The 11,887-nt window shown below is 73.0% G+C and carries 9 protein-coding genes; 1 reads left to right on the top strand and 8 read right to left on the bottom strand.

Annotated features, from left to right (window positions below; genetic code table 11):
* Positions 1-100: 100 nt before the first annotated feature.
* Genes AC3CBB_RS04040 through AC3CBB_RS04065 form a run of 6 tightly spaced genes read right to left on the bottom strand, consistent with a single transcriptional unit; the run spans position 101 to position 9,320 of the window.
* Positions 101-775 (bottom strand): TetR/AcrR family transcriptional regulator, encoded by a 675-nt coding sequence (locus AC3CBB_RS04040; protein ID WP_488626097.1) that lies wholly within the window; start codon positions 773-775, stop codon positions 101-103.
* Between the two features lie 5 nt (positions 776-780).
* Positions 781-2,487, bottom strand: coding sequence for an allophanate hydrolase (atzF, locus tag AC3CBB_RS04045; RefSeq protein ID WP_488626098.1), 1,707 nt, complete (start codon positions 2,485-2,487; stop codon positions 781-783).
* Positions 2,484-6,146 carry an urea carboxylase gene (gene uca, locus AC3CBB_RS04050; RefSeq protein ID WP_488626099.1) on the bottom strand — a complete coding sequence of 1,221 codons (3,663 nt, stop codon included), beginning with the start codon at positions 6,144-6,146 and terminating at the stop codon, positions 2,484-2,486. Before uca ends, atzF begins: the two co-directional genes overlap by 4 nt.
* A complete protein-coding gene (locus AC3CBB_RS04055; protein ID WP_488626709.1) occupies positions 6,143-6,805 on the bottom strand; it encodes an urea amidolyase associated protein UAAP2 in 663 nt (220 codons plus the stop codon). Before AC3CBB_RS04055 ends, uca begins: the two co-directional genes overlap by 4 nt.
* A gap of 56 nt (positions 6,806-6,861) precedes the next feature.
* Positions 6,862-7,725: an urea amidolyase associated protein UAAP1 gene (locus tag AC3CBB_RS04060; RefSeq protein WP_488626100.1), complete on the bottom strand. Its 864-nt coding sequence runs from the start codon at positions 7,723-7,725 to the stop codon at positions 6,862-6,864.
* A complete protein-coding gene (locus AC3CBB_RS04065; protein WP_488626101.1) occupies positions 7,722-9,320 on the bottom strand; it encodes an APC family permease in 1,599 nt (532 codons plus the stop codon). Before AC3CBB_RS04065 ends, AC3CBB_RS04060 begins: the two co-directional genes overlap by 4 nt.
* A 150-nt stretch (positions 9,321-9,470) precedes the next feature.
* Here AC3CBB_RS04065 and AC3CBB_RS04070 point away from each other — a divergent pair, with 150 nt between their 5' ends.
* A complete protein-coding gene (locus AC3CBB_RS04070; protein WP_488626102.1) occupies positions 9,471-10,265 on the top strand; it encodes a GOLPH3/VPS74 family protein in 795 nt (264 codons plus the stop codon).
* Positions 10,266-10,307: 42 nt separating this feature from the next.
* Here AC3CBB_RS04070 and AC3CBB_RS04075 read toward each other — a convergent pair whose 3' ends face one another.
* Together AC3CBB_RS04075 and AC3CBB_RS04080 are read right to left on the bottom strand one after the other, a co-directional pair.
* Complete coding sequence (locus tag AC3CBB_RS04075) at positions 10,308-11,336, bottom strand: NADPH:quinone reductase (protein ID WP_488626103.1); 1,029 nt, start codon at positions 11,334-11,336, stop codon at positions 10,308-10,310.
* A gap of 8 nt (positions 11,337-11,344) precedes the next feature.
* Entirely contained in the window at positions 11,345-11,827 is a 483-nt protein-coding gene (locus AC3CBB_RS04080) for a MarR family winged helix-turn-helix transcriptional regulator (protein WP_488626104.1), read from the bottom strand.
* Positions 11,828-11,887 lie beyond the last annotated feature (60 nt).

Genomic DNA, 11,887 nt, shown 5'->3' on the forward strand with positions numbered 1-11,887 from the left:
GCGTGAATTCACGCGGACGTGAAGTGGCTCCAGAGGGAAGCCGGAGGGCGGGCTCGTTCCGCGACCGGCCGAATGGCGGTCGTCGTCGCGGTCCGGCGCGTCAGGGGCGGGGCAGGAGGAGGGCGCCCGCCGACGCGGCAGCGCGGACGTCGTCGTCGCCGAGGCCCAGCATCCGCAGGCACGACGCAGCGATCGCGCGGCGGTCGATCGACTCCGGTGCCACCCCCTGACGGCGGAGCTGGATCACGACCTCGACCATCTGGATGAGGAGCGAGCCGATCAGAGGCTCCGGGATCGCGAGAGGCGAGGCCAGGGCGCCGAGCCTCCCGTAGACGCCTTGCAGACGATCGCGCTCGCCGCGGAACTCGTCGTAGCGGGCATCCTGCACCTCCGGGAGGAGGTAGAGCGTGCCGATGTTGTGCGGAGTCGACGAGAGCGTGCCGACGTCCACGTGAGCCAACGCGAAGAGCGTGGCCGCCGCCCGGGTGGCGTCGTCGCCGACATCCGCAGCGAACCGCTCGGCCACGTCGACGCTGGGCCGGACCGAGGTCTCGAGCAGCTCGACGAGGATCTCGTCCTTGCCCGCGAAGTGGTAGTAGAGCGATGCCTGGCGGATCCCGACGGCCTCGGCGATCGCGCGGGTCGAGGTCTGGCCGAAGCCCTGGTCGACGAACAGGGCGGCGGCTGCTGTCAGGATCTGGTCGCGGGCCGAGGTCTCGGGCGCCGCGTCCGAGACGGCGCGCGGGCGGCCGACCTTGGCGGGACGTGTGCTCATGCGACCTATTCTGCCGACGCCGACTGGGCGGACTCGACGAGGGCTGCGTCCGCCAGATAAGTCCTCCACCCGCCGAAGCGCGTGATGTCGCGAGCGCCGTCGAGGGCGGCCGGCTCGCAGAGGAAGCCGCGCACGACGGCGCCGTCCTCGAGCGCCACGGCTCCGATCGTCATGGGCGCGGGCAGCGCGTCGACGAACGTCGCGAATCCCGCCGCCGGCAGCGACCAGACCTCGCCGGCGATAGGCGCGCCGCCCGCCGAGACGGCCACGAGTCCGGGTTTCGGCGGCGTGGTGGCCAGCGCGTGGAGACGGTACGAGGCGGCGGTCCGGACGGCTCGCGAGAACGTCCCTCCGGCGACGACGAGCTGCCGCTCGAGCGGCTGCCCGCGCAGGTGCGCCCCGACGACGAGCAGGTCGATGCGGGGGTGCAGGATGCGCGTGGCCAGCCCCGCAAGCGCGCGATCCGAGAACGCGGGCCCGGTCAGCATCACGCCGAAGGGGAGTCCGTCGACGAAGCCGGCGGGCACCGCCAGAGACGCGAGGTCGAGCAGGTTGGCGAAGTTCGTGAAGCGCCCCATGCGCGAGTTGGCGCCGACCGGGTCGGCGGCCACCTCGGCGAGGGTCGGATGCCAGGTCGTCGTCGGGGTGAGGAGCGCATCGCAGCCGTCGAGGGCGGCGAGCCCCGTCTGGCCGAGCCTCTCCAGCGTCTCCCGGTCGCGGAAGAGGTCGACGGCGCTCGGCTCTGCACCCGCCAGCACGATGGACGCGACGGTCGGGTCGAGGTCGGTTCCGATGAGGTCGCGGTGCCCGTCGACGAAGTCGCCGACCGCGGCGTAGCGCTCGGCGACGAAGGCTCCGCCGTACAGGAGGGTCGCCGCTTCGAGGAGCGGGGCGATGTCGACCTCGACGATGTCCACGCCGGTGGCCGCGAGGGCCGCGACGCTGCGCGCGAAGGCGTCTGCCCAGCCGGGGGCGAGCCCGTCGAGGTGCACGGGCGCGGGGACGGCGACGCGGGGGCGGGCCGGCAGGACGATCTCGGTCGGCCGGTCGTCGCGGGACAGCGGGTCGAGGCCGTCGGTGCCGGAGAGCAGCTCGACGGCCGTCCGGGCGAGCCCCAGGTCGCGGGCGAACACCGTGATGCAGTCGATCGAGCGGCACGCCGGCACGGAGCCTGTGGTCGGGAGGAGGCCGCGAGTGGCCTTCACGCCGACGATCCCGTTGAGCGCGGCGGGGACCCGGCCTGATCCTGCCGTGTCGGTGCCGAACGCCAGGTCGACGATGCCGAGCGCCACGGCCACGGCCGATCCCGACGAGGAGCCGCCCGAGATGCGCGAGGCATCCCACGCGTTGCGGACGGCGCCGTAGGGGCTCCGCGTGCCGACGAGGCCGGTCGCGAACTGGTCGAGGTTGGTCTTGCCGAGGACGAGCGCGCCCAGGGCGCGGAGCCGGGCGACGGCCGTCGAATCCTGCGAGGGCTCGTACGAGTAGGCGGCGGCGCCCGCTGTCGTCGGCAGCCCCGCGACGTCGATGTTGTCCTTGACCGCGGCGACCAGGCCGTGGAGGGGAAGATGCTCGCCGGCCGACGCCCGCTCGTCGAGTGCGCGGGCCTCGACCAGGGCCTCGTCGAGAGAGCGCAGGCTGATGAAGACCTCGGGCCGGTCGGCCTCGGCGATCCGGGCGAACGCCGCCTCGACGCGCGCGACGGCGCTCACGACGCGGCTCCGTTCGAGCCGTGCTCGATGGACACCAGCACCTGGCCGGGCGACACCTGATCGCCGGTGCTCGCGTACACCTCGAGGATCCGCCCCGACACGGGTGCTTCGATCACCGACTCCATCTTCATCGCCTCCACGGCCAGGATGCGGTCGCCCTTCTCGACGATCGCCCCCTTCTCGACGTTCACCTGCCAGATCGTCGACAGGAAGGGCGCCGACACCCCCGTCGCTCCCTCGGGCAGGACGACCTCGTCGGTCGCGGGAACGGGCGGCTCGTCGCGCACGTCGAACTCGCCAGAGACCCGCCAGCGCTCCTTCTCGGCGTCGAACGCCGCCGCCTGCACGGCACGGAAGTCGGCGATCGACCCGGCGTTGTCGTCGAGGAACCGCTGGTACGACGCGATCGAGAACTCGCCGTCGGTCGTGTCGACGACACCGCGCCCGGCGTCCGTCTCGGCGCGGAGCTCGAGGAGCTCGTCGGCCGAGACGGGGTACCACTCGATGCGGTCGAAGAAGCGGAGCGCCCAGGGGTCGTCCTGGAACAGGCCGCCCTTGCGGAACCGGTTCCAGATCTGCGTGGTGCGCCCGATGAACTGGTAGCCGCCCGGGCCCTCCATGCCGTAGATGCAGAGGTACGCCCCGCCGATGCCGACGGAGTTCTCGGCGGTCCAGGTGCGGGCCGGGTTGTACTTCGTGGTGACGAGCCGGTGCCGTGGATCGAGCGGCGTCGCGACCGGCGCGCCGAGGTACACGTCGCCGAGGCCGAGCACGAGGTAGCTGGCGTCGAAGACGGTGCGGAACACGTCGTCGACCGTCTCGAGGCCGTTGATGCGGCGGATGAACTCGATGTTCCACGGGGTCCACGGGGCGTCGCTCCGGACGCCGGCCATGTAGCGCTCGATCGCGAGGCGCGTCGCCGGGTCGTCCCACGACAGGGGCAGCCGCACGGTGCGCGACGGAACCACGAGCTCGCCGGTCGGCGGGATCTCCGTCTCGAGCTCCTGCAGGATCCTCGCCATGTCGGAGGCCCTCAGCGTGCGGGCGTCCGTGTGGACCTGCAGCGACCGGATACCGGGGGTGACGTCGACGACGCCGGCCACCCCGGCCTCCGCCAGCCGCTCCTGGAGAGCGTGCACGCGCATCCTGAGACCGATGTCGAGCGTCATGTCGCCGTACTCGACCAGCACGTTGTCGTCGCCGTCGCGTCGGTAGGTGACGCTCGGCCCATCGGCCGACGCGTCGCGCCGTGCGAGCACCCCGTCGTCGCCGTCGCCGCCGGAGGTCAGCAGGGTGAGCGAGGCCCGGTGGTCGACGAGCGCCGCGGCGTCGCCTTCTCTCACCGGCACGAACCGGACGGTGTCGCCCGGGCGGAGCTGGCCGACCTTCCACAGCTCGCCGCTCGCGACGACGGCAGGGCAGACGAAGCCGCCGAGGCTCGGCCCGTCGGGGCCCAGGATGATCGGCGTGTCTCCCGTGAAGTCGACGGCGCCGACGGCGTAGGCGGTGTCGTGGATGTTCGACGGGTGCAGTCCGGCCTCGCCGCCGTCCTCGCGGGCCCAGCCGGGGCGGGGCCCGATGAGGCGCACCCCCGTGCGCGCCGAGTTGTGGTGCACGCCGTAGTCGGTCGCGTAGAAGGCGTCGAGGTCGGCGCGCGTGAAGAAGTCGGGCGCCGCGTGCGGCCCCTCCGTGACGCCGATCTGCCAGCTCGACGTGAGCGCGGGCCGACGGTGCGCGGGGGTCGGCCCCGGGATCCGCGTCAGCCGCTCGTCGCCGACGATGGCCGGGTGGTCGGCCTCGGAGTCGGGCGAGCCCGTGCGCAGGACGTCGCCGGCGAGCAGTGCTCGCCCCGCGTGGCCGCCGAAGCCGCCGAGGGTGAACGTGGAGGCGCTGCCGAGGTACGGCGGCACGTCGATGCCGCCCCGGACCGCCAGGTAGAGACGGAGGCCGGGCCCCGCGGCCGTGCCGACCGACACGGTCTGCCCGGCTCCGACGTCGAACGGCTCCCACTGCGCCACGGGAACGCCGTCGACCTCGATCGTCGCGGGCGCCCCGGTGACGGCGACGACGCTCGGCGTCGAGAAGGTCAGCGTGGGTCCGGTGGCGGTCACCTCGAGCGCCGGCGCGCCCTCCGGGTTGCCGACCGCGAGGTTCGCCTCGGCGAACGACACCGGGTCGAAGGGACCCGACGGAGGCACCCCGACCTGCCAGTAGCCGACGCGGCCGGGGAGATCCTGCACCGTCGTCTGAAGACCGGGCGAGACGACGTCGATGCGGGCGTCCGGGTCGTGCGTCTCGTCGAGCGTCGAGGTCGAGTGCACGGCACCGCGCAGCTCGACGTCGTCGGTGAGGGAGCGCAGGAACGCGAGATTGGTCACCACGCCATCGACGCGAGACGACTCGAGGCCCTCGCGCAGCAGGTCGAGCGCGCCGTCGCGGCTCGGCGCCGACGCGATGACCTTCGCGAGCATCGGGTCGTAGAAGGGCGACACCTCGAGCCCGGTCTCGATCCAGCCGTCGACGCGGACTCCGTCGAGAGCGGGGGAGCCGTCTCCCGGAAAGGCCGCGCGGGTGACGAGGCCCGAGCTCGGGCGGCTCTGCTTCGCCGGGTCCTCCGCGTAGACGCGCGCCTCGACGGCATGTCCACGCGCTTCGGCGGCGGCGTCGAACACTGCGTCGTCGATGCCGGCGGAGCCGTCGCGCGCGAGTCGGAGCATGAGGGCGACGAGGTCGACCCCGTAGACCTCCTCGGTCACCGGGTGCTCGACCTGCAGCCGGGTGTTGACCTCCAGGAAGGACGCCTCCTCGCGGACCGGGTCGTAGACGAACTCCACCGTGCCCGCAGAGCGGTACCCCACGCTCTCGGCCAGCGATCGCGCCGACGAGTGCAGCAGCTCGCGCACGTGGCCTGGCAGGGCCGGTGCCGGGGCCTCCTCGATGACCTTCTGGTTGCGGCGCTGGAGGGAGCAGTCGCGATCGCCGAACACGGCGACACGGCCCTCGCCGTCGCCGAACAGCTGGACCTCGACGTGCCGGGCGGGGCGCACGAGGCGCTCGAGGAAGACTCCGGCCGAGCCGAAGTTCTTCTCGGCGAGCCGCGCCACGCCGAGGTAGGCCTCCCGCACCTCGTCGACGGTCGCGCAGGCCTGCATGCCGATCCCGCCGCCGCCGCCGGTCGCCTTGAGCATGACGGGCAGCCCGATGCGGAGCGCCTCGGCGACCGCCTCGTCGGCGCTTGCGAGCAGGCCCGTCCCGGCCAGCATCGGCACGCCGGCCTGGCCGGCCAGAGCCCTGGCGGTGTGCTTCGCCCCGAACGACACGATCTGCTCGGGCGTCGGGCCGACGAAGGCCAGCCCCGCGCCCTCGACGGCGCGGGCGAACTCGACGTTCTCCGAGAGGAACCCGTAGCCCGGGTGGACGGCGCCCGCGCCGGTGCGCTCCGCCGCCTCGAGGATCGCGTCGATCCGCAGGTACGACTCTCGGGCCGGCGCCGGTCCGAGCAGCACGCGCTCGTCGGCCTCGCGGACGTGGGGGGCGGCCCGGTCGGCCTCGGAGAACACGGCGACGGCCTTCAGGCCGAGGTCGTGCGCGGAACGGATGACGCGCCGGGCGATCTCGCCGCGGTTGGCGATCAGGACGGTGTCGAAGCGGGCGCTCACAGCGCGGCCCCGCCGGACGTGACGATCATCCGGAGCGGAGTCGGGTTGAAGTCGTTGCAGGGGTTGTTCATCTGCGGGCAGTTCGAGATGACCACGAGGACGTCGCGCTCGGCGCGGACCGCGACGCGGCGGCCCGGCGCGCTGATCCCGTCGACGATGCCGAGGGTGCCGTCCTGCTCGACGGGGACGTTCATGAACCAGTTCAGGTTCGACACCAGGTCGCGGGCGCCGAGGCCGTGCTTGGCGCCCTCCGCCAGGAAGTTCTCGCGGCAGCCGTGCTGGAAGTGCGTGTGGTAGCCGTAGCGGAGCGTGTTCGACTCCTTGGAGCAGGCGCCCCCGATGGTGTCCTGGCGGTCGATCTCGTTCGCCGTCACCGTCATCAGCGGCTCGCCCTCGCCGGAGCGCAGCACGGTGCCCTCCCGCACGTAGGCGTTGCCCTGCCAGGCGATCGTGTCGGGCACGCTGTAGCGCCGGCCGTGGTCGAGCGCGTCGAAGATCAGGCAGTCGGCCGACTGGTTGCCGCCGACGTCGACGATGGTGAGGACGTCGCCTGAGGCGACGATTCCCGACCACGAGGCGCGGGGTGCGATCCGAGCGTCGAGGACGACTGCTCCGGCGGACAGCGGGCCGGACCAGTCGAGCGGCGACCCGTCGGCCATCGAGGCGCCGACCGGGACGGTCGACTCCAGGGTTCCGGTGGTGGTGGCGAACAGGGTCACGGTCGGCGTGCCTCCCAGTAGTCGGCGGTGTTGAGGTAGGCGCGGGTGCGCTCCGGGCTGGCGCTCCACGCCGCATCGCCCGGACCGGTGGGGGAGCCTCGCCACGCGTGGACCCGCAGCGGGCCCACCGTGTACGACTCCCGCGGGTCGAGGGGGTGCGGCACGTTGGCCACGAGCAGGATCAGCGGGAGCTCGGCGGTCAGCTCGACGAAGGCGCCCACTCCTGCGCTCCCGTCGAAGTGCACGTCGCCCTGCTCGTCGACGCGGGCGCCCTGGAAGAACGAGACCGACGGCGGCAGGTCGCGCGGCGTCAGGCCGTGCTTCGCGGCGCCGAGCACGAAGAGGTCGCGGCCCGCCGGCGCCGGGCCCTCGGGCACGCTGGCGCCGTACTTCCTGTCGTTCCAGGCCGCGCTCGACGTGCCGCAGAACGCGTCGTGATGACCCGAGCCGTCGCGGGTCACCGTGGCGAGCACCCGCCCGTCGCCCGAGAGAAGCGGATGCCCCTCGCCGAGGTACGCCTGCCACGGGATCTTCTGCGTGTCGGCGACGTTCAGGCGCTCCCACGGCTCGAGCGCATTGAAGACGAGCACGTGCGCGCACGCGTCGCCCGTCGGATCGTCGAAGCGGATGCGCGTGCCTCGGGCGACGACGCGGTGGGTGTATCCGCCGGGCGCGACTGTCTCGGCCCAGGTCAGGTCGCTCGGATCGATGCCCTCGGGCGCGAACGGCGAGGTGGAGGCCGGGAGGTACGGCATGAAGTCGGCCGTCAGCTCCGCCCGAGCCCGCGCGTTCTCGCGGGCGGCCCACACCGTGTCCGTGCCGGGAGCCGCGGCGCCGATGGCCGTCGTGTCGGTGGTCATGCGGCTTCCACCAGGGGGATCGCGGCGGTCGTCGGGACGAGCCGCAGGGCGCTGTGACGGCGGTGCGTCGCGGCGTAGTACGCGCCGCCGACGAGGAGCGTGGCCGTGATGAACAGGAGCGCCGACCACTGCAGCCACCAGCTGTGCCCGGTCAGGTCGTAGATCGCCGCTCGCGGCCAGGCGAGGTTGATCACCATGAGCACCTGGAAGACGACCGCGACGACGTTGACCGGGATGGCCCAGCGGCCCATCGAGAACAGCGGCCTGCCGTCCTCGTCGACGCCGGCCTCCTTGTCGCGCGTCCAGCCCTGGAGACGCCGCACGAGGAGCGGCACGGTGACGCCGAGGTAGGCGAGGTAGAGCATCGCGATGCAGAGGCTCGACAGCGCCGTGAACAGGGCCGAGTTGCCCGAGTTGACGGCCAGCGCGATCGCGGCGGCCACGCCCACGACGACCGAGGTCGCGATCGGCGTCCCCGTGCGCGGAGACACCCTCGCGAGGAAGGCCGAGAACGGCAGAGCCCGCTCGCGGGCCATGGAGTAGACCATGCGCGAGCCCGACGTCTGCACCGCCAGCGTGCAGGCGAAGACCGCCACGGCCACGCAGCACAGGAGCAGTCGTCCGAGGACGCCTCCGAGCCGGGACTCGACCACGCCGGCGAGCCCGCCGGAGACGAGCGAGCCGTCGGACAGGCTCGGAGCCGCGACGAGAGCCGCGACGATCAGGAGCGCGCCGCCGAGGCCCGAGACCGTGAGGGCGCGGATGATCGTCTTGGGCGTCGTGCGGCGGGGCGCATGCGTCTCCTCCGAGAGCTCGCCCGCCGAGTCGAAGCCCACCATGACGTAGGCCGCCATCAGCGCCGACGCCAGCCACACCCAGAGGTACGAGCCGCCCGGGGCGCGGCCCTCGGTCGTGAAGACGACGCTCGCCGACCGCTCGGGCAGGAGGAACAGCGCCGCCACGAGCACGACGACGCCGACGATCTCGATGGTGACGCCGACGCTCGTCACGCGCGCCATGAGCTTCACCGAGACGATGTTCACCGCCGTCGTGATCGCCAGCATGATGATGCCGAGCACGACGGCGTTCTGCGCTCCTGTCGCAGACAGCGGTGCCGAGTCGGCCGTCGGGCCGCCGACGATCTGGAAGCCGGACCAGATCGCCGGGAGCACGGCCTGCACGGCGACCGCTGCGACGGCGACGGTGAGGATCTGCCCGATGATCATCGTCCAGCCGGTGAACCAGCCGACCACCGACCCGGCCAGGCGGCTCGACCACTGGAAGATGGCGCCTGAGATCGGCCACCAGGCCGCCAGCTGCGCGAAGTTGAGGGCCACCATCAGCTGGCCGACGAACACGACCGGCCACGCCCAGAAGAACGCGGCGCCGCCGAACGAGAAGCCGAGGCCGAACAGCTGGAACACGGTCGTGAGGATCGAGACGAACGAGAATCCGGCGGCGAACGAGGCGAAGGAGCCCACGCCGCGGTGGAGGTCCTGCGGGTAGCCGAGCGCGTTCGGCTCCGCCGAGTCGGTGCGGACCGCAGCGGGCTCGGTGCGGGGCGAGAGCGGGGTGGAGCGAGAGGGCGAGCTCATGACGTGCCTTTCGCGAGGGGAATTCCTGTCGAGCGACAGGTATGTGCCTCACAGTCTGGAAGCGTGGCGTCACGCCCCCGTTTCTCTGCTGTTACGGGTGCGTTAACTCGCCGCGGGACCGCGTCGCCCGTCGCCCCCTAGGATCGCGGCATGACCGTCGCCTCCGACTTCGCGCTGCTGGCTCGCGACCCCGCTACCGGCTCGCTCCTCTGCGGCACCGACGCCTACGGGCCGGCCCTCGCCGGCGCGCTCCTCGCCGACCTCCTGATCGCGCGCCGCGTCGCCCGCGACGCGCGCGACCGCATCGTCGTGCTCGACAAGCGTCCCGTCGGCGATCCGGCCGTCGACCGGGCGCTCGGCCTCGTCGTGGCCGATCCGCGTCCGCACCCGATCGTCCGCTGGCTCGCCCTCTTCGACACCGATGTCATGCGCGACGCGGTGCGCGACGACCTCATCGCGCGAGGCGTGCTCGTCGAACGGGAGCGGAGGGTGCTGGGGGTCTTCCGGCGCCGCTCGGTCGTCGAGGGCGACGCCGCGGTCGGCACGCGCGCCGTGGCGGCGATGCAGGCCGTCCTCGCGGGGGAGGTCGACGGAGACGAGCGCACCCGCGCGCTGGTGGGGTTCTGCGACGCCGCGGGGATCCTGCGCCGGCTCGTGACGCCGATCGACCCCGAGCGGCTGAAGGTGCACCGCGAGGCCGACGTGGCGCAGGCGGTGCGCAGGATCATCGTGGCGCGGCGGGAGCCTGCGGTGGGCCGGAACGACGTCGACTACGCGCCCTACGCCTTCGGGGTCGGCGTCGGCGATTCCGGCGGCGGACACCATCCGGGCGGTCACGGCGGCGGGTTCGACCTCGGCGGTGGGCACGGCGGCGGCGGCGGATTCGACGGCGGCGGCTCGGGTGGAGACGGCGGGGGCGGGGGAGGCGGCGGCGGGGGCGACTGACGTGGCCGGCACCTCGGCCGCCGCCGCCCCGCCGCAGGGACGTCAGCCGGCTGAGGTCGTGTCGCCGATGTCGATGAGCACCTTCCCGGTGACGGAATCCTGGACGGCCTGGTGCGCCGCCGCCGTCTCGGCGAGGGGGAAGCGGACGAGCGGGAGCCCCGCGGCCTCGCCGACGGGGAGCGCGCCGGCGATGAGGGCCTCGGTGACGTCCTCGACCGCAGCCCGCATGGCCGTCTCGCCGATCGTGTAGAGCAGCACGAACTGGTAGCGCGTGTTCTTCGACATGTTGGGACGCACCGCGAGCTCTGCGGTCGCGCCGCCGTCGTCGGCGTACATCGACACGACGGCGCGCTGCCCGACCACGTCGGCGTCGAGGTCGGCGTTCTGCACGATCGAGACCTCGACGACGATGTCGACGCCGTCGGGGGCGATCGCCTTCACGACGGCGGCCGTGTCTTCGGTGCGGTAGTTCACCACGTGGTGCGCGCCCGCGCGTCGCGCCAGCTCGGCCTTCTCGTCGCTCGAGATCGTCGTGATGACGGTCGCGCCCGCCCAGCGCGCGAGCTGGATGGCGGCGTGGCCCACGGCTCCGGCGCCACCCGCGACGAGCACCACCCGCCCGTCGAGCGCGCCCGAGTGCAGGCGGTCGGGACCGCCCTCGAGCACGGTCAGGGCGCGGTGGGCGGTCATCGCGGGGACGCCCATGGTCGCCCCGACGTCGAAGCTGGTGCCCGCGGGGAGCTTCACGACCCGCTCGGCTGGGAGGACGGTGTACTCCTGCGCGGTGCCGGTCGGTCGGTTGCGAGCCGAGAGGTACGTCCAGACGCGGTCGCCGACCTCGAGGGTCGAGACGCCGTCGCCGAGAGCGTCGACGACGCCCGCTCCGTCTTGGTTCGGGGTGACCTCGGGGAACTCGACGGGTCCGTTCTGCCGCGACTTCCAGTCGGTGGGGTTGACGGCCGAGACGACGACGCGCACGCGCACCTCGCCGGGGCCGGGGGTCGGGATGTCGCGGTCGACGAGGTGGAGGACGTCGGGGGCGCCGGGCTCGGTGTAGACGATGGTTCGCATGAGCCCAGTCAACTACCGGAGGCGAAGAGCTTCCCGTCGGGGTCGAGCCGGCCGAGCACCGCGTCGCTGATGGAGCGGAGCTGCGCGACCTGCGCGGGCGTCAAGGCGTCGATGACCGAGTCGCGGACGTTAGCCACGTGGCCGGGCGCGGCGTGCACGACCTTCCGCCAGCCCGCGTCCGTGAGCGAGGCGTCGGTGGCGCGGCGGTCGTCGGCGCTGGGGCTGCGGGCCACGAGCCTCTGCTCTTCGAGGCGGGTCACGACCCGGGAGAGCCGGGGCAGCGTGGCGTTGGTGCGGGTCGCCAGCGCCGTCATGCGGAGCGTGCGGTCGGGTGCCTCGGACAGCATCGCCAGCACGAAGTAGTCGAAGTGGGTGAGCCGCTCGTCGCGCTGCAGCTGGGAGTCGAGGACGCCCGGGAGCAGCTCCAGGACGGCCGCGAACCGCACCCACGCCTCGCGCTCGTCGGAGGTGAGCCACCGGGTTTCCGTCATGGGCGAGATCCTAGCAATTGGTTGTCTCTACAAGTAAACGGACGGCGGCCTACGCTGGAC

The organism is Frondihabitans sp. OV104, from assembly GCF_057787745.1.